18 protein-coding genes and 1 pseudogene are annotated in these 16968 nt (G+C 70.4%); 12 read left to right on the forward strand and 7 right to left on the reverse strand.

Annotated elements, in window-relative coordinates:
* Positions 1-26: 26 nt before the first annotated feature.
* On the reverse strand, positions 27-1310 hold the full coding sequence (locus IF37_RS0128805) for a DALR domain-containing protein (protein ID WP_052845420.1): 1284 nt from the start codon (positions 1308-1310) through the stop codon (positions 27-29).
* Between the two features lie 279 nt (positions 1311-1589).
* Between IF37_RS0128805 and IF37_RS0128810 the strand changes: the two genes are divergently transcribed.
* From IF37_RS0128810 to IF37_RS0128825, 4 genes are read left to right on the forward strand one after another with little or no spacing between them, the layout of a single operon-like run.
* Positions 1590-1847 (forward strand): acyl carrier protein, encoded by a 258-nt coding sequence (locus tag IF37_RS0128810; RefSeq protein WP_052845421.1) that lies wholly within the window; start codon positions 1590-1592, stop codon positions 1845-1847.
* Positions 1844-3493 carry a class I adenylate-forming enzyme family protein gene (locus IF37_RS0128815; RefSeq protein ID WP_052845422.1) on the forward strand — a complete coding sequence of 550 codons (1650 nt, stop codon included), beginning with the start codon at positions 1844-1846 and terminating at the stop codon, positions 3491-3493. Before IF37_RS0128810 ends, IF37_RS0128815 begins: the two co-directional genes overlap by 4 nt.
* The gene (locus IF37_RS0128820) at positions 3490-4218 is read left to right on the forward strand and encodes a hypothetical protein (protein ID WP_037857231.1); all 729 of its coding nucleotides are present in this window, start codon (positions 3490-3492) and stop codon (positions 4216-4218) included. Before IF37_RS0128815 ends, IF37_RS0128820 begins: the two co-directional genes overlap by 4 nt.
* Positions 4215-5036, forward strand: coding sequence for an NAD(P)-dependent oxidoreductase (locus tag IF37_RS0128825; protein ID WP_030748797.1), 822 nt, complete (start codon positions 4215-4217; stop codon positions 5034-5036). Before IF37_RS0128820 ends, IF37_RS0128825 begins: the two co-directional genes overlap by 4 nt.
* A gap of 98 nt (positions 5037-5134) precedes the next feature.
* Here the strand turns inward: IF37_RS0128825 and IF37_RS0128830 are convergent, their stop codons facing one another.
* On the reverse strand, positions 5135-5572 hold the full coding sequence (locus IF37_RS0128830; protein ID WP_079165926.1) for a nuclear transport factor 2 family protein: 438 nt from the start codon (positions 5570-5572) through the stop codon (positions 5135-5137).
* A 448-nt stretch (positions 5573-6020) separates the two neighbouring features.
* Here IF37_RS0128830 and IF37_RS46010 point away from each other — a divergent pair, with 448 nt between their 5' ends.
* From IF37_RS46010 to IF37_RS44640, 4 genes are all read left to right on the forward strand, one after another.
* Entirely contained in the window at positions 6021-7928 is a 1908-nt protein-coding gene (locus IF37_RS46010; protein WP_253915876.1) for an AfsR/SARP family transcriptional regulator, read from the forward strand.
* Between the two features lie 111 nt (positions 7929-8039).
* Positions 8040-8996, forward strand: a complete 957-nt coding sequence (locus IF37_RS46015) for a lipopolysaccharide assembly protein LapB (RefSeq protein ID WP_253915877.1) — start codon at positions 8040-8042, stop codon at positions 8994-8996.
* Between the two features lie 83 nt (positions 8997-9079).
* The gene (locus tag IF37_RS0128840; protein WP_158727408.1) at positions 9080-11080 is read left to right on the forward strand and encodes an ATP-binding protein; all 2001 of its coding nucleotides are present in this window, start codon (positions 9080-9082) and stop codon (positions 11078-11080) included.
* Between the two features lie 137 nt (positions 11081-11217).
* Positions 11218-11400 (forward strand): hypothetical protein, encoded by a 183-nt coding sequence (locus IF37_RS44640; protein WP_030748807.1) that lies wholly within the window; start codon positions 11218-11220, stop codon positions 11398-11400.
* A 727-nt stretch (positions 11401-12127) separates the two neighbouring features.
* On the opposite strand, the gene IF37_RS46020 is transcribed toward IF37_RS44640, so the two are convergent.
* On the reverse strand, positions 12128-12553 hold the full coding sequence (locus tag IF37_RS46020) for a hypothetical protein (protein WP_253915878.1): 426 nt from the start codon (positions 12551-12553) through the stop codon (positions 12128-12130).
* Between the two features lie 136 nt (positions 12554-12689).
* Between IF37_RS46020 and IF37_RS0128860 the strand changes: the two genes are divergently transcribed.
* The 3 genes and pseudogenes from IF37_RS0128860 to IF37_RS0128875 form a co-directional block, all read left to right on the forward strand.
* Positions 12690-13271 (forward strand): DinB family protein, encoded by a 582-nt coding sequence (locus IF37_RS0128860; RefSeq protein WP_030748812.1) that lies wholly within the window; start codon positions 12690-12692, stop codon positions 13269-13271.
* Positions 13272-13563: 292 nt separating this feature from the next.
* A complete protein-coding gene (locus IF37_RS45035) occupies positions 13564-13707 on the forward strand; it encodes a hypothetical protein (RefSeq protein WP_173457018.1) in 144 nt (47 codons plus the stop codon).
* A 20-nt stretch (positions 13708-13727) separates the two neighbouring features.
* Positions 13728-13919: pseudogene (locus IF37_RS0128875) on the forward strand (hypothetical protein); the annotation flags it as partial.
* 180 nt (positions 13920-14099) lie between these two features.
* Here IF37_RS0128875 and IF37_RS44645 read toward each other — a convergent pair.
* From IF37_RS44645 to IF37_RS44650, 3 genes are all read right to left on the reverse strand, one after another.
* Positions 14100-14237, reverse strand: a complete 138-nt coding sequence (locus tag IF37_RS44645) for a hypothetical protein (RefSeq protein WP_158727409.1) — start codon at positions 14235-14237, stop codon at positions 14100-14102.
* Positions 14228-14419 (reverse strand): hypothetical protein, encoded by a 192-nt coding sequence (locus IF37_RS40980; protein ID WP_052845426.1) that lies wholly within the window; start codon positions 14417-14419, stop codon positions 14228-14230. Before IF37_RS40980 ends, IF37_RS44645 begins: the two co-directional genes overlap by 10 nt.
* 296 nt (positions 14420-14715) lie before the next feature.
* Complete coding sequence (locus tag IF37_RS44650) at positions 14716-14880, reverse strand: hypothetical protein (RefSeq protein WP_158727410.1); 165 nt, start codon at positions 14878-14880, stop codon at positions 14716-14718.
* A gap of 54 nt (positions 14881-14934) precedes the next feature.
* Here IF37_RS44650 and IF37_RS46025 point away from each other — a divergent pair, with 54 nt between their 5' ends.
* Positions 14935-15390: a hypothetical protein gene (locus IF37_RS46025; RefSeq protein ID WP_253915879.1), complete on the forward strand. Its 456-nt coding sequence runs from the start codon at positions 14935-14937 to the stop codon at positions 15388-15390.
* A 221-nt stretch (positions 15391-15611) separates the two neighbouring features.
* Here the strand turns inward: IF37_RS46025 and IF37_RS0128900 are convergent, their stop codons facing one another.
* On the reverse strand, positions 15612-16529 hold the full coding sequence (locus IF37_RS0128900) for an endonuclease/exonuclease/phosphatase family protein (protein ID WP_030748823.1): 918 nt from the start codon (positions 16527-16529) through the stop codon (positions 15612-15614).
* Positions 16530-16968 lie beyond the last annotated feature (439 nt).

Genomic DNA, 16968 nt, shown 5'->3' on the forward strand with positions numbered 1-16968 from the left:
GGAACGGGTGGTGCGTGCGGGTGCCGTCAGGCGTGCGCTACCGCCGGGACCATGGGCTTCGGAGGAGTCAGGTCGGCCGGGGAGAGGGACCGCAGCCGCAGCCCCAGGACGGAGTCGGCGGCGGCGAGCAGCACCCGGCGCCCCTGCGGGGTCACGTCGGCGGAGCGCACAGCCTCGTGCAGCGCGGCCAGTGCCTTGGGGGAGTTGAGGTCGTCACAGACGGCGGCGTCGAACCGGTCGAGCAGCCGCACCGCGGCGGTGTCAGCGGCGGGAATCCGGGCCAGCGCCTCCTCATAGGTGTCGACGCCGTGGGGCGGCAGGTCGTCGGGGTCCAGACGCGCGACGAGGCGGCGCAGTGTGGTCTGCGCCGCCTGGAACGCGTCGGCCGTCACCGCCTGCGGACTGCGGTAGTGGCCGCCGAGCAGGAACAGCCGGCAGGCCATCGGGTGCACGCCCGAGCCGGTGATGTCCCCGAGTGTCGGGGCGCTTCCGCGGACCATGGGCAGCGCCCCGAACGTGAGCATGTCGTGGTGGAGCCAGTAACCCACCCACGGTTCGCCGTCGCCCAGGTAGGACTCGCTCTGCGCGATCTCGTTGACGTGGTGGAGCTGGCGGTGGTGTTTACCGCCGGTGTGGATGTCGACGTGGTCCCCGAGCAGCGTGGCGCTGATCGCGGAGCAGCCCAGGTGCGCGCCGGGAAGACCCCAGCCCCACGGTGAGTCCCAGCCCATACGGGAGTGGGCGGGGTCCGCGATCCGCCAGAGCGCGAAGTCGGTGGAGTTGCGCAGTCCGGCCGGCCGTTCAGAGCTTATGCCCTCGCGCTGCGCGGACACGTTCAGATTTCCCAGCACTCCGTACCCCGCGGCGCGCGCGGTGTCGAAATACAGGCCCGTTTCCGTCGGGTAGGCGTACCCCTTCGCCGCCAGCACCCGGGCGTAGTCGATCATGTCGGGTATGTACTGCGAGGAGCGCGCGTAGTGGTCAGCCGGCAGGAAGTTCAGCGTCGCCAGGTCGTCCTGGAAGACCTGGGTGTAGAAGGAGCCGATGTCGCCCAGGGAGGGCGGGGTGGACGCCGAGGCCAGCTCGTCGGGGACCGTGGGCCTGAAGTCCGCCCGTCCCTTGTCCACGTCGGTGATCATGAAGACATGCCGGCTCGGGAAGCCTTTCCAGCGCAGGGTACGCCGCAGCACGTCGAAGCCGAGCGCGCCTCTCAGCATGCCGAGGTGGGGATGCGAGAAGACCAGCGGGCCGCAACTGAAAATGCTGGTCTCTTCCCCCTTCGGGTCGAATTTCTCAAGCGCGCGGCCCATGGAATTGTAAAGCCTCAGTGGTGATGGTGACGACATTTGTCCTCTTGTCGGGAAGCGGCGATACCGCAGGGCTGTTCAACTGCGGAGGATCGTAGGTCGAACAGCCCGGGCGTCACTAGAGGAAAATGCCCGAAACAGTGTTTGACCGGTGTCGCCGTGCCCGTGAACGCCGGGCCTCTGTTGTCTTTCCCGGCAGACCTATCTAAATTCTGGACCGCTTGGACCGCTGAGCCCGGTCTTATTCGCCGTCACTCGACCGAGAGAAAACCAGGCATTATCATGCAGCAGGATCTGACAGACGTAATCGAGGAACTGGTCACGCGGCGCGTCAGGGCGGGGGCCGACGGGGCGGCGGGGGACCCCGACACCGGACTGCACGACCGCGGTGTGGACTCGCTGGGCATCGTCGGCCTGATCGTCGACATCGAGCGCACCCTCGGCGTGCGTTTCCCCGCCGCGCTGATCACGGCCGACACCTTCGCCTCCGTGCGCTCGGTCGCCGCCGCCGTCCACGGCCTCACCGAGGGCGACGCATGACCGACACGACGAACGTCCACGAAGCCGTCCACACCTACCTCGGCATACCGCCGGGCCAGGACATCGCTCGCCACCCCACGGTACTGGCGGCGCTCGCGGCACGCGCCCGTGAGACGCCCCATGCCCCCTACCTCACCGCCGTCGCCACGGACGGCACCGAGACCACGCTCACCTTCGGGCTGATCGACACCTGGAGCGCCCGCCTGGCCCGCTGGCTCCGGCACGAGCACGCCGTGGCACCCGGCGACGTGGTGGCGCTCATGCCGGTCAACGAACCCGTCTCCGTCGCCGCCCTCCTCGGTATCCTGCGGGCCGGCGCCGGCTGCCTGCTGCTCAACCCCGGCGACCCCGCCGGACGCGCACGGGAGCAGAGCGACAGCCAGTCCGCCACGGTCGTGTTGTGCCCGCCCGCGGTGGCCGAGGAACGGGACCTGCCGCCCGGCGCCGTCACCGTGCCCGACCCGGCCCGGCTGGCGGATGACGCCCACGGGCACGGGGCCCTGCCCGGGGTGCTGCCCGACACCGACGCCCTGTTCTTCGGCACGTCAGGCTCCACGGCGGCCTCCAAGATCGTGGCGCAGACCCACCGTAACGCCGCCGCCAACGCCGAGGCGTTCGTGCGCCACCACCGGGTGCGCCCCGGCGAGCGCATCCTGGGCTTCCTGCCGATCCACCACGCGAACGGGGTGCACACCACGCTGCTCTCCCCGCTGTTCTCCGGCTCCCACACCGTGCTGGCCCGCGCGTTCAGCCCGTTCAAGTACCCGGGCCAGGTCGAGCGGTACCGCCCGCGCTTCGCCAGTGCGGTGCCCAGCGTGCTCGACTCGCTCCTGCAGACCTGGCGCGAGCCCCGCCTCCCCGCCGGCTTCGAGTACTTCCTCACCGCCGCCGCGCCGCTGTCCGCACGCACCTGCGCCGAGGTGCGGCGCACGTTCGGCACCCGGGTGGTGCAGGGCTACGGACTCACCGAGACCACCAACTTCTCCGCCACGGTGCCGGTGGACCTCTCCGATGGCGAGTACCGGCGGCTCATGCTCGACACCGACATCCCCTCCATCGGCACCACGATGTACGGCAACGAGGTCGCCGTGTTCACCGAGTCCGGCGAACGCGCCCGGACCGGCGAGACCGGCGAGATCCGGATGCGCGGGCACAACGTCATGTCCCGGTACGCGGGCAACCCCGACGCCACTCGGGAGGCGTTCAGCGGCGGCTGGTTCCGCTCCGGAGACCTGGGCTACCAGGTCGAGTCACCGGAGAGCCCCGACCCCTTCGTGGTCATCACCGGCCGCTGCAAGAACATGGCGAAGGTGCGGGGCGAGGCCGTCTCCCTGGAGGAGCTGGAGCGCGCGCTGCTCCAGATCGGCGGCGTGCGGGACGCGGCCTGCGTCGCCGTCCCCGACACCGTGGAGGGCGAGACCGTCACCGCCGTGGTGGTGTCACCGAACAGCAGCGAGGACGGCATCTACCGGCACCTGAAAACCGTCGTGTCCGCCAACGCCCTCCCGCGCCGCATCGTGTTCACCGACCGCATCCCCCGGTCCAGCACCGGAAAGCTCATCCGCCGGCAACTCGCCGGCGAGGTGGCCGAGGGCGCCACCTTCCCCTTCTCTCTCGCCGCCAGGCAGGAAACGGAGAACTCGTGACCGCCAACCCCCTCAAGGCCAACCCGGACGACGAGAACGAGGTCCACGACCTCGACGAGTTCCAGGACGCGGGCGCCTGCATCGTGACTCCGGTCGCCTCGCTGCCCGCCGTCGCTGCCAACGCGCTGGTGCACGCGATGGCGAAGGTGGTCCGCGACGGGCACGTCGCCGAAACCGCTCTCACCCCGGACGACGACGGCGTCGTACGCGCCCAGTACTTCGAAGAGGGCCATGTGTACATGCTGGCCAAGCCGACGGACGGGTACACGGCGAGCCGGTACATCATGGATCTGTTCAACGTCGGTGAGCGGGCCGCGTGTTCGCGGATGCACTACCACACCGGCGCCCGGATGGTGCGGCTGATCACCGGCCAGGACACCACCATCCACGTCTCCGCGCTCTCGCCCTTCCGCTACACCTACGTGGACGGCGTCACCCCGTTCAAGCTCCGGGTGGAGCGCGACCTGATGCCGGACAGCACCCGCGAACGGTACAGCTTCTGGGTGCCGGAGTCCTCGATCGTGGACCTCCAGATCCCGCGCGGTACCGCCCACCAGTTCAACTCCTTCGGCGACAACGCCGTCATCGACACGATCCACCCGGAGGAGACCATCGAGGCGTTCCGCGAGAAGATGTCCGGACTGCGCATGATGGCCCAGACGGTCTTCCTCTCCGACGGGTTCCCCGCGGTCGAGGACTGCGGCGGTGAGCTGGGCCGCCGATGAGCAGCGTCGACTGGTACGGCCTCGGCGTCTTCGGCCTGCCGATGGCCTCCCACCTCGTGTCCGCCGGTCACTCGGTGCGCGCGGGCAACGAGCGCGGCCGGGTCGCCGAGTTCGTCCGCGCGGGCGGCCTGTCCGCCGGGGCGCACCGCGGTGACGCCCCACTCGTCGGGCTGTGCCTGCCCACCGGCGACGACGTCATGGATGTCGTCCGGGACATCGAGGAGGCCGCCTTCGTGGTGGACTTCTCCTCCCACGACCCGCTCTCGGCCACCGAGGCCGCCGGGGAACTCGCCACGCGCGGCATCGGATACGTCGACTGCCCGGTCTCCGGGAGTGTGCAACTGGCCGCCGACGGACGGCTCACGGGGTATCCGGGAGCGTCCCCGGACGCCCTCCCGGCGGAGGTCCGCGAGTTCATCGAAACCGTCTGCGGCCACGTGTTCTGGACCGGCGGCCTCGGCCGGGGACAGGCGATGAAGCTGGTCAACCAGGTCATTCACCTGGGCAACGTACTGGTCCTGGGCGAGGGGTTCGAACTGGCCGGCCGGCTCGGCCTCGAACCGGCCACCGTGCTGGACGCGCTCAAGGCGTCGTCGGGATCGAGTCGGATGCTGGAGCGGTTCGGCGAGCAGATGCTGGCCGACCGCCACCCACGCCAGTTCAGCGCGCGGCTGGCCCGCAAGGACATCCGCAACGTCCTCGGGCTGGCGCCGGACCTGCCGGTCGCCGGCATGGTCGAGGAGCGCCTGCGTGCCGTCGTCGAGTCCGGGCGCGGCGAGGACAACTTCACCCGGCTGGCGGGACGGGAGCAGGCGTGACCTGCGGGAGGCGGGGACCGTGACGGTCCCCTCCTCCCGCACGTCATCGAACGACCGTCTGCCGCCGAATGCCCCGTGGGCACTCACCGCCCGACTGTTCAGTACCGGATGGGCAGCGGGGCCGACGGGTCCGGCGGCGGGGCGTAGTAGTAGCGGCGGCACGTCCTGACCAGGGACTGCCGGGACAGGGTGAACACGTCCGCGAAGTCCGCGCCGTGCACGGCAGGGCCGTCGCCGCCGGGCACCGACCGCACCACCCGGCCCAGCGCGACAACCATGTCCTCGTCGGCCACCACGGCGGTCAGCTCATGCCGGCTGAGCAGCGTGGCCTGTGCCGCGTGGGCGCTGAGCACCGCGTCGCGGCCCCGGCGGAGCGCTGCGCCGGGGTGGTCGAGGGTCACGTCCTTGTCGGTGAAGGACGCGTACCCGTCGGTGTCGCCGATGTCCAGGTAGTGGTACGTGAGCGGCACGTGCTTCACCCCGGCTGCCGTCGCCGTCGTGCCGGCGGGCGACATCCGCAGTCCGTCGCGTCTCATGACTGGAAGACCGACCTCTCGTCATCGATGAAAAGGTGCGCCGGCGCCGAAGGCCCCCGCCCGGCAACCCTTCGGCATCCCGTTAACTCGGTGCTATCGCCCCGCTATCCCGGCTGCGGGGATGGTCAACCGATGCTCGGAAGCTGACCAAAAATGATCAGTCTGGACGCTGGACCAAGGCCGGACGGGGGCGCAGGACGCCTCGCGCGACGCCGCGGTCCGCGCCCGGCCCCCCGTTCCCGCTGCCCACCGCGGTTGTCCAGTTACTGCTCAGAGCCGCCCGCCACCCGGTCGGCGATCTAAACTTGGCGTGGTCAGACGTGCCGTGGCCTGTGGCGAGCAAGGGAGGCGATGCATGTTCGGAGCACACCTCGCGCTGCGTGACCGGAGCGCGGGGCCAGCCTTTCAGGTTCTCGGGGAACTGAAAGTTTTAATCGGTGGACGGACGGTGCACCTCGCCGCAGGCCGGCAACAGGCCGTGCTCGCCGCCCTGCTGCTGGAGAACGGCAGGCTGCAGAGCCGGGACCGGCTCATCCGGCTGCTGTGGGACGAGCAACCGCCGGACACGGCCCGTACCCAGGTGCAGATCTGTGTCTCACGGGTGCGCAAGACACTGGCCGCCGCCGGCGTCGAGGCCGCCATTGTGACCCGGGCGCCGGGCTATGTGCTCCAGATCGGGGACTCCGCGCTCGACCTTGACGTGTTTCGGCGGACCGTGGTCGAGGCCAACACGCTGGCCGGACAGGGCAAGACAGCGGAGGCGGCCGGCTCGCTGCGCGCGGCGGTCGCCCTGTGGCAGGGACCGTGTCTCTACGGGATCGCCAGTGACACGCTCGCCCGCGTCGCCCAGCACATCGACGAGGAGCGCCTGGCGGCGACCGAGTCGTTCATCGAGCTGGAACTGGAGATGGGCCGCCATCGCCAGCTGACCGCCGAGATAGCCCGCCTGGTGAGCGACCATCCGCTGAGGGAACGTTTCCGGGGGCAGTTGATGCTCGCCCTCTACCGCTCCGGCCGCCAGGCCGAGGCGCTGGAGGTGTACCGCGAGGCGCGCACGCTGCTCCAGGACGAACTCGGGCTCCAGCCCGGCGCGGAACTGCGCGGGCTCGAACAGTCCATCCTCGTCGAGGACCCGTCGCTGTGGCTGCCGCACACCCCCGCGTCCGGCCCCGGACGAACCAGCCTGCCCGCCGCGGACCCGGACGGCACACCGCCGCCCGAGGACCGGCCGGCCGCCGTGCGCGGCCCCGCCCCGCGGCAACTGCCCGTCGACACGGCGGACTTCGTCGGCCACAAACACCTTGTCGCGGAGGCCGAGGCCGCGCTCAGCGACACCTCGCCGCACCGGTCCACCGGCATCGTCGTCGTCGCAGGCCGCTCCGGCATCGGCAAGAGCACCTTCGCCGCCCGGGTCGCCCACCGACTCGCCGACTCCCACTTCCCCGACGGCCAGCTCTACTGCCGGCTGCGCGGCGGCAGCGCGGACCCGATCGACCCGCGCGAGGTCCTGGGCCGCTTCCTGCGCGCCCTGGGCCTGCCCGGACCCGCCATCCCGGACTCCCTGGAGGAACGCGGGGAGATCTACCGCAGCATGCTCGCGGCCAGGCGCATCCTGGTGGTCATGGACGACGCCGCGAGCGAGGAGCAGGTGTTTCCGCTGCTGCCGGGCAGCCGCTCCTGCGGCGTCCTCGTCACGAGCCGGGCCCGCCTGACCGCCTTGCCCGGAGCCCACCGCGTGGCCCTGGACATCCTCGACGAGAAGGACTCGCTGGCACTCCTCGGCAACGTTGTCGGAGTCGACCGCGTGCAGCGCGAGCCGGAGGCCGCCAGGGAACTCGTCGCCGCCGTGGGCGGACTCCCGCTGGCGCTGCGCATCGTGGCCGCACGCCTGGCGGCCCGCCCGTTCTGGCCTCTGGCGTCGATGGTGCGACGCCTCGCCGACGAGAGCCGGCGCCTGGACGAACTGACCTACGGGGAGATGACGGTCCGCGCCAGCCTCTCCCTCACCTACGACGGGCTGGCCGAGCCGGACCGCAGGCTCCTGCGCCTGCTCAGCCTCACCAAGGGCTCCACCTTCCCCGGCTGGATGGCGGACGCGCTGCTGGGCGGCATGCCGGCCACACCCTACCCGTCCGACGTCCTGGAACCGCTGATCGACGTGCAGATGCTGGATGTCGCCGGCGCCGATGCGGACGGTGAACTCCGCTACGCCTTCCACGACATCATCCGGCTGTTCTCCCGCGACCGGCTGGCCGCCGAGACGGACGAGGCTGAGCGCGCAGCCGCGGTCCGCCGGGTGGGCGGCGCCTGGCTCTCCCTGATCACCGAGGCCCAGCGCCGCATCCTGGGCACCTGATACCTCCCCGGCTCCGCCGAACACTGGCACCTGCCCGCGCGTCACGTCTCCACCGTCCTTGCCCGGCCGCTGGAGTGGCTGGACACCGAACTGGAGAACCTGAGCCTGACCGTGGAAGGACTCGCGGAGGAGGGCGAGGACGAGTACGCGTGGGAACTCGCCGTCAATCTGGCGCCGCTGCACGAGGCGCGCGGCTACCTAGACCACTGGGACCGCACCCACCGCAAGGCGCTGACGGTGGTCCGCCGCCGCGGCAACCGCCTGGGGGAGGCCGCCCTGCTGGCCTCCCTGGGGTCGCTGCACCTCAACCGCCGCGACCTGCCCGGGGCCCGCGAGGCACTGACCGCGGCGGCGGAGCTCTTCGAGCAGTTGGGGCACGACAAGGGACTCGGCCTGTGCCGCCGCGACCTGGGCATCGTGGCCCGGCTCACCGGCCGCGACCGCTCGGCGATGCGCCTCTTCGAAGAGGCACAGGGGTGCTTCGACCGCTGTGGCGACCCGTGGGCCCGCGCCACCGTGCTCATCCAGCGGGCCGTCATCCTGCTCCGGCAGGGCGACGTCCGGCGCGTCGAGACGGAGCTGAACGAGGCGCTGCAGATCTGGCGTGGCCTCGGCTACGTCGGCGGACAGGCCCGGGTGCTCCTGCGCGTGGGCCAGCTCCTCGTGTACCGGAAGCAGTTCGAGGAGGCCCGCAAGGTGCTGTCCGAGGGGCTGCACATGGTCCTTGCGGACGGCGATGTGATCGGCGAGGGATACATGCTGCACGACCTCGGCCGGATCCACGCGGACCTGGGCGAACTCACCGGCGCTGCCGAGTTCTTCGACCGGGCGCTCGCCCTGCGCGAGGGCATCCTCGACCAGGCGGGCGCAGCCTCCGTGCGCGTCGACCTCGCCGCCCTGTCCCTGCGCGCGGAACGGGCGGAGCGGGCCGGCTCCCTGCTGGCCGAAGCGGTGGAGGTGTTCGGCAGACTGGGCATGGTCGAGGAGCAGGCCCGTGCCGCGCGGCTACGGGCGCGGCTGCACCCCGTCCGCTCCGCCGACGGCATCGAGGCCCCGGCCGCCGAATGAACCCCGCACCGGTGGGGGGAGCGCTGCCTACCGGCGCCGCGCCCCCCCTGCATGCCCGACAGCAGACCTTCCTGCGCCGCTTTGTGGGCCGCGAGGACGAACTGGAAGCTTTCCGCGCCGCGCTCGACGACTCGTCCGGCGCCGTCCCGGTGCTGACGCTGTACGGCCCCAGCGGCATCGGCAAGACGGCGCTGCTGCGGCGCTTCGCCCTGGAGGCCGCACAGCGCGGACGCACCGTCACCGAGGTGGACGCGGAGCTGATCGAGCCGACCGAGCAGGCGTTCCGCGCCGCGGCGGGCTTCACCGGCACGGCCCCGCAGGTCCTGCTCGTCGACGCCGTGGACCGCCTCGAACCGCTGGCGGGGTGGATCAGGGACCAGTTCCTGCCGCGGCTGCCGCCGGGGTCGGTGGTGGTGCTCGCCGGCCGTCGGCCACCGAGCCTGTCGTGGCAGGCCGACCTCTCCTGGGACGGCACCTTCCGGGTCCACCGCCTGAGCGGGCTCTCCCGGTCCCAGTCGGCGCACCTGCTGCGGGACAGCACCCCGGGCCGGGTCACCGACCGCCCGGCCCGGCTCGCCTTCGCCGACGGCCACCCCCTCGCGCTGCGGCTCGTCGGCCAGGACCGGGACACCCCGTCCGGGGGCGACTGGCGGCCCTCTCCCGAGGTCGTGCAGGACTTCCTCGAACGAGTGCTGGGCCCCGTGCCGTCCGCCACCCACCGGCAGGCCCTGGAGATCTGCGCCCACGTCCCCGACACCACCGAGGACCTGCTGCGCGTCTTCCGGCCCGACGACGCCCACGAACTGTTCGGCTGGATACGCCAACAACCCTACGCCCTCAGCCGGCGATCCGGGCTGCGCCTGTTGCCCGTGGTGGCGGAGGCCCTGGACCGCGACCTGAGATGGCGGGCGCCCGACGCCTACCTGTCCCTGCACAAGACGGTGCGGACCTATCTCCAGCACTTGGTCCGCAACCGCCCCGAACCGACCTCCCTCAGAGCCGCCGGCGCCTTCAACTACATCCAGACCAGAGGCAGACGGTTCCCCGGCTTCGACTGGGACGAGGACGACGACACGGTGGACGAGACACCCTACGGAGCCGACGACGACCGCGCGGTCCGTGACTTCGCCCACCGGGAACTGGGGCCGGAAGGCGCCGCAGCCGTCGACTTCTGGCTGCACCGGCAGCCCGCGGGCTTCCGCCTGTACCGGTCGGTCCGTACCGGCGACCTCGTCGGCATCCTGGGCGTGCTGACCCTCGACCGGTGGGACGCGGTCGAGACGGTGGTCGACCCCGTGGTCGCCGTCGCGCGCGACCACATCGAGGCGTGCCGTGAGCTGCGCCCCGGACACCAGGTGCACCTGGTGCGGTTCGCACTGGTCCGCAGGCGCGCACCGGAACTGCCCACCGTTTCAGCCCGGATGGCCGCCTGCGTCACCCGGAAGCTCCTGAGACTCAACCAGCCGGAGTGGTCGGTGCACGCCGTCAGCGGCGTGGACGAGCGGTCCGTGCGGCTCCTGGAGTTCGCGGACTTCCGCCAGTTGCCGAGCGGACCCCTGCTCGCGGAGCAGCGGGTGCGGCTCTTCGCCCGTGACTGGGGCACCAACCGGATCGACGAGTGGGGCGACCTGCTGGACGACCGCATGTTCTTCGGACTGCGCACTCCCGGGGTCGCCGGCCTGCCGCGTACGACCGTCCTGTCCCGGGCGTCCTTCGACCGTGCCGTGCACGACGCGCTGCGCGACTGGCACCAGCGGGAGAGGCTGGCCGCCAACCCGCTGCTGCACGCATCCTTCGTCGCCCGCCGCCCCGGCGCCCCCGAGGCGAACCTGCGCCAGCTGATCGTGCGCGCCGTCGAGGCGATCGACGAGGACCCCAAGGCGAAGATCCAGCGAGCCGTCGTCTGGGCCACGTACGTGGAGGGCGGCAGTACCCAGCAGACCGTGGCCCGCGAGCTCTCCCTGTCCTTCAGCACCTACCGCCGCTATCTGAAACGGGGGATCGAGCGGGTGTGCTGGCATCTGTGGGAACAGGAGGTGACCTACGGGGCACAGGTCGCGGTATCCCGGTTCGACCCCACCTGACTGCGACGACGTGGTAGCCCTCGGAGACTATCCAGGCGGGATAGCGCCGTCAAAATGGTGGGATTACGGCGGTCGCTAGTTTTCCCTTCATCGACCGGCACCAGCCGGGAGACCCCAGGGAGAGGAAGCAGACCACCATGAGGAACACCGACGCACCCGTCAAGAAGCTCGCGGCCACCGTCGCCGCCGTCATCGCCGTCGGCGCGGCCCTGACGGCCCTGGCCCCCACCGAGGCCACCGCTCACCCCCGCACCACCGCTGCCGCCCCGCAGACCACCGACGTGACCACGGGCGACGCCGACACCAACCCCTGGACCTGAGCCGGCCCCTGACGCGGCCCGTCGTGTCGCCCGCATGGTGTGGCGATATGTCATGTTCAGATTATGTCCAGCTTGTGTTCTTCATGGTCCGCCTGGTCGCGTCGGGCGACGGTCCCGGGTCTCCGACGGCGACGTCCTCTTCCGCGACCAGGAGGCCCGCGCCGACGCGGAGGACAGGCGGCGCCGGGCCGCTGAGCGGGAGGCACGGCGTCCCGTGTGCAAGCGGTGCGGACGGAAGTTCACTGACCAGCACTGGGAGGAGACCACCGCGCAGACGGCCTGGAACGCCGGGGACGTGTCCGTGTGCAGCACCTGCCACGCCGACGACATCGCCCGACAGGAAGCCGCTGCCGAAGCCGCCCGTCTCCAGGCCGCCGCGCAGCCTGCCCTGCACAGGCCGTATGAGGCGTAGCCGAGAAGAGACCGCGGCCGGATCTGACGGGCAGCCTGTTGCACGCCCCGGCCCGGCTCCAGCGCACGCATCCCGAACCCGTGGGCCGGATCGGGCCGCTCGCCAGGCCGGCCGCGCTGGTGTCCTTTGCGCTGGTCACCGACATCGTGCTCTCGGCCCGCATACAAGTGTCCGGCGCGCAGACGATGCACCACCTGCACGAGACGATCCGCACGCTGACCCACGGCTTCTCCTGGAGCACCCGCTACACCGGCCCTGATGTCACGCTCGGTAAACGGCCGGAGCTCCCGCTGCATGCGGCCCATATCGTCGGCCTCACCCGGCTCTTCCAGAGCGCCGCCGGCCACCATTGGCGCCCGCAGCACGCCAGGCGGAGGGCGCTGCGTTCACTGCGAGGGGACTGGGCTTGCCCGTCCGCTGTGAGAGCGTGCCTGATTCAGACGGCGAGGATGTCTCGCAACTCCCGGACGGCGTTGTGTTCGCGGTGGGGATCGCCTCGTAGAGGTCCAGGGCGCGGCGGCGGACCAGGCCGGTGCGGTAGTCCGTCGGCAGTGAGGCCAGGGCGGCGACCGTACGGTGGCACGCCTGCTCGATGTCGCCGTCGTGGCGGGCACAGGCGGCGGCGTCGATGTTCAGCAGGGTGCGCGTCATGGTGCTGGTCGGCGCGGACAGCTCCAGCGCCCGCTCTTGACTCTGCCGGGCGCGGCGGGTGTCCCCGAGCGTGGTCAGCGCGTGGCTCATCAGCGCAACCGGCAACATCGAGACCGGTGTCCTGTTGCCCGGAAATCCCAGGTCGCGCTGCCGGACGGCATAGCCGGAGTCGTCCTGCGTCCACCAGGCCGGCACGCTCTGCTCGACGGATCTGTAGTGTGCGGCAATGACAAGAAGCGAGCGGCTCGCGGAGCAGTTGGACTGGTGCTGGCGCAAGAACCTGCGGCCACGGCTGGACGGTCTTACCGACGAGGAGTACTTCTGGGAGCCGGTGCGCGGCTGCTGGAGCATCCGCCCACGTGGCACGTCGGCCGCACCGACGTCGGCGGGTTCAGGGGAGTGGACGATGGACTCCGCGTCCCCTGCCCCGGAGCCGGCGCCGGTGACCACGATTGCCTGGCGGCTGGCGCACATCATCGTCTCGTGCCTGGCCTATCGGGTCGAATGGTACTTCGACGGCCAGGACTTCGACGCCGAGGCGTTCGCCTACGCGGGGACCGCTGACGAGGCGCTAAAACAGCTCGATGAGATGTACGGGAGATGGAAGGCGGGGGTCCGCGAACTCTCGGACGCCGACCTAGACAATCCGCCCGCGATGGGTCCCGAGCGGTTTCCCATGGAGAACAGGGTCCTGCACGTCAACAGGGAGCTGATCCATCACGGCGCCGAAATTTGCCTGCTGCGCGACCTCTACCGCTGGCAGGACGGGGCCGCGGGTCATGTCATGCCCAGCTCAGAAAGGCGCTGAAGGAGATCCCCACGTCGTGGGCCATGGCGAACACCGTGGTGAAGTCCCGCTCACACGGTGCCCGGACGAACGCGGGATCGGTCAGCAGGCGGTGCGGCACTTGGGCGGGTGACGGCGGTAAGTCCACAAGGCCCTCAGAAATGTCGTGAAATGACGGTGCGTCACCCCAACGACCATACCCACCGTGGGGGCCCGTCACGGGGTTATCGCCGGTGTTGTTCGCGGCTGTACTGGCGGTGTTCGTGGCCGCGGCTATCCAGGACCCGGCCGACCGCTCAGGAGGAGCGTCCTCATGCAGAGTCCCGCCACGCCCCCGCCCGCCGTGCCGTCGACCGGCGGCCGGGTCCGCTCTCGTCGGCCGATCGTCGCCGCCCGGGGCCGCAACGCCATCCCCTCGGACGGCGGCGGCACCGGCAAGAGCGACAGCAACGACTGACGATCGGGAGCTCTGACGCGATGACGCGCATGTCCATCGCGGCGTGTCTGGGCGAGGACTTCCTCGCCCAGACACTGCACCGCGAACACCGCCACGTACCCGGCGCCCTCGATGTCGCCGGGATGATGACCTGGGACGACCTCAACCACATCCTGGCCGGCCACCGGCTGGAGCCGCCGCGCATGCGGCTGTCCCGCGGCGGCGAGACGCTGCTGATCAGGGGCTACACCACGCCGGTGGCCACCCGCCGGCACACGGTGTGGCACCGCCTGCACCCGGTCGAACTGCACGTCTGACGTGGACATGCCATCCTCGGACCGCCCTTCGACGCGTACGGAGTGATGCCCCCAGGTCACCGTGGCAAGGCCTCCGAAGCCTGGACGGACGCGGTGTCACTGCCTGGTCAGCCGGTCCTTGAGCCGGGCGTGCTGGAACTGGTACACCGCGCCTGCCTGGCGCAAGACGCCTCGGTGATGGGCGTCCTTCAGGAAGGCGTCCGGGTTGCGCGGCAGCCGGCCGGTCAGGGGCAACCAATACGGGCGAAGGTCACCCAGTGGCCCCAGGCGGTCAGGCCGAGCCCGTACGCGAGGCCGACACCCAGTCCGCCCACGGTCGTCAACACGAACCAGTTCAGGAACTGGCCATCGAGACCGTAGAAGAGGCATCCCACCAGTCCGAACGTCAGCGTGCCCAGGAGCGACAGACGGACCACCGCCGTGCGGTCGGTCTGGAGCAGGTCGGTGGGGCGGACCGCGGAGCGGACGGGGATGGGGTGGGCGAGGGCGACGGCCAGGCCGTAGACGAGACCCAGGACGAGGCCATAGCCGAGGCCGCCCTTGATCCCTGCCCTGAGCGAAGTCGACAGCAGGGGCGCGGCGCCGGCCGTGGCGCGCCCGGTGCGGCGAGGCCGGCGGAGCGCACCACGGTGGTGCGGTGCGGTGCGGTGCGGTGCGGTGGTGTGCGCCTGGGATGCGTGCCGTGCCGCACCACCGCCGTCCGGTGGTGCGGCTACGCGGTGGGGTGGTGCGCCGGGTGCGCCTGCGTCGCCTGCTTCATCCCCGCGGCTTCCAACTGGCGCAGGACGTCGGTGACGTCGTCGTGGTCCTCGGTGAGGATGTTCTCGGTGAAGCGGACGATGGTCTCGGCGACACCCGGCGTGTTGGCCAGGCACACGCCGTGGCACAGGATCTCCAGCAGCGGTCGCCCGAGCGTTGCGGCCAGGAAGGAGTGCGCGCACGTCTCCCCGTCGCAGTCGTCGACGGCGGTGACGGGGATGAAGACGCGCGCGGCGAGGTCCAGAAGCAGCCGGCGCCGCTGGTCGGCCCCGCCCACGCCGCCCGGGCCGCACTGGCCCTGGACGACACTCTGAGGCAGGCGAAGGCGTCGCTGATCGAGCAGGGCGACAAGGCGGAGCGGAAACTGAACTGGCTGCTGCGCGGCCGCCTGGCCGACGCGATCCGCGACCGCGCCCTGCTGCCCATGTGGTTCGTGACCGTCCTCGGTCCCGTACCACCGGCGCACAAGACCCAGGCACGGATGGACCTCGCCACCCAGGTCCTGGCCTACCGGGTCACCTACGGGATCACCGACCAGGTCGTCGCGCTCGGACCGGCGCCCGACGAGTACGTGCCGCGCCGCACCGAGTGGCACCGCGAACTCACCAAGGACCTACGCCGCTGGTAGGCCGGCGACCAGGGGACAGGGCACGCCTGTGCACCCGGCAGGGCGATCGCGCCACTACGACCAGGCCACCGAGGTTCGCGACCGGCAGATGGTGTCCCGCCGCCCCGATCTGTGCCTGTCCTTCGTCACCCGTACCGGCGAGGTACTGCCGCTGGAACGTGAGGCGAGCACTGCCGGGATCCCCGTCCAGCGGGTCCTCCTTCCGTAATGGCAGACCCCGCTTATCGCAGGCGGACCCATGCCTGCACGGGTAGGTGATCGCTGGGGGTCAGGCCGTCCTTGGAGAAGATGTTGGTCTCCGTGTGATCGGTCGTGACCTTTGGATCGGAGAGGATCCAGTCGATACGGTCGCCGTTTGGTTTGGGTGCTTTGTGCCCCGTGTGCGTTCCGTACTCATTGGCGCGTGTAGCGGCGGTCTTCCAGGTGTCGACGAGTCCGCCGCGGTTGAGTAGTCGTGTGTAGACCTGAGTCTTCTCCGCGGCGGAGTTGAAGTCGCCGGACACCAGAACTGGTTTGGAGGCGGGGAGGCGGGCGATCCACCTTCCCACGAGATTGGCACTCTTGAGGCGTACGTCGTCGGGGTGCTGTCCCTTTCCGTTGTCGAAGTGAGTGTTGAGGACGTAGAAGTCGCGGCCGTTGTCTTGCTTGTCCTGGAAGTGGATCCAGGTGGCGGTGCGGATGTGCTTGGCACCCCACGTGTTCGAGCCGACCTTGGTGGGTGTGGCCGAGAGCCAGAACGTGTTGTGCCCGAGGACCTTCAGGCGGCGCTTGTCGAAGAAGATCGCGTTGATAATCCCCTTGTGGCCGCCGTTTTGTCCCTTACCGATCCATCCGTAGTTCTCGCCGAGGTCAGCGGCGACCTGCTTCACCTGCGTGTGGTCGCCTTCCTGAGTGTCGACGATCTGCGGCTGCGCCCGCCGCAACATCGCACGCTCGACCGGCCTGCGGTTCTTCCAGCTTGGCCCGGCGGTGCCCCGACCCTCGAGGTTGTACGTCATGATTTGCAGCACCGGCGAGTCTGCTTCGGCACCCGATGCGGTCGGCGCGATCAGGGTTGTGCCGACGAGAAGTGCGACGACAGCCGCCGCTAATACAGCTTGTCGGCTAATGCGACGGGTGGAAGGACGTGAATCTTCCATGCAAACGCTCCTTGGGTAGCATAATTCTCTTGCGAGATGCAGAGGTTCGACTCACCCGGTTCTGGCCGGCGGCTGTTGCGGCGTGGTGTACGGGTTGGTCACGTGTCCCCCCAGGACGGCTCAAGAGCACAGACGCTAGCGTCAATAGTGAGTCCAGGTGTGCTCATTGTGTGCGTGTGTCACCTATTCGTGACGTCCCCCCGGCCACGGTCCCGGGTCCTTCACCGCGTCGTCCTCGGTAGTTGTTGCGCATCAACGACGGTTGTCGATCCGAGGTCCTCTGTTCCGGGTTCGCGGCATGGTCGGCCGAAAGGTGTGCTGATGTGGCCTCAGTGGTCTTAGAGGTCGTTTTCGCCCGATGTTTTATCCCGGAAGCGGCCGTTTAGCGTGTGATGTCGGGTCGCGCCAGGAGATGGTGCTCTCGCTGGTTAGGCGGCGA

The sequence above is a fragment of the Streptomyces sp. NRRL S-31 genome (assembly GCF_000718775.1).
Taxonomy (GTDB): Bacteria; Actinomycetota; Actinomycetes; order Streptomycetales; family Streptomycetaceae; genus Streptomyces.

Coding starts and splice junctions, on each gene's coding strand:
- IF37_RS0128860 (WP_030748812.1), top strand. CDS start 12,690: ATGACAAGAAGCGAGCGGCTCGCGGAGCAGTTGGACTGGTGCTGGCGC.
- IF37_RS0128825 (WP_030748797.1), top strand. CDS start 4,215: ATGAGCAGCGTCGACTGGTACGGCCTCGGCGTCTTCGGCCTGCCGATG.
- IF37_RS0128815 (WP_052845422.1), top strand. CDS start 1,844: ATGACCGACACGACGAACGTCCACGAAGCCGTCCACACCTACCTCGGC.
- IF37_RS46020 (WP_253915878.1), bottom strand. CDS start 12,553: ATGAGCCACGCGCTGACCACGCTCGGGGACACCCGCCGCGCCCGGCAG.
- IF37_RS0128805 (WP_052845420.1), bottom strand. CDS start 1,310: ATGGGCCGCGCGCTTGAGAAATTCGACCCGAAGGGGGAAGAGACCAGC.
- IF37_RS0128830 (WP_079165926.1), bottom strand. CDS start 5,572: ATGAGACGCGACGGACTGCGGATGTCGCCCGCCGGCACGACGGCGACG.
- IF37_RS0128900 (WP_030748823.1), bottom strand. CDS start 16,529: ATGGAAGATTCACGTCCTTCCACCCGTCGCATTAGCCGACAAGCTGTA.
- IF37_RS45035 (WP_173457018.1), top strand. CDS start 13,564: ATGCAGAGTCCCGCCACGCCCCCGCCCGCCGTGCCGTCGACCGGCGGC.
- IF37_RS44640 (WP_030748807.1), top strand. CDS start 11,218: ATGAGGAACACCGACGCACCCGTCAAGAAGCTCGCGGCCACCGTCGCC.
- IF37_RS0128810 (WP_052845421.1), top strand. CDS start 1,590: ATGCAGCAGGATCTGACAGACGTAATCGAGGAACTGGTCACGCGGCGC.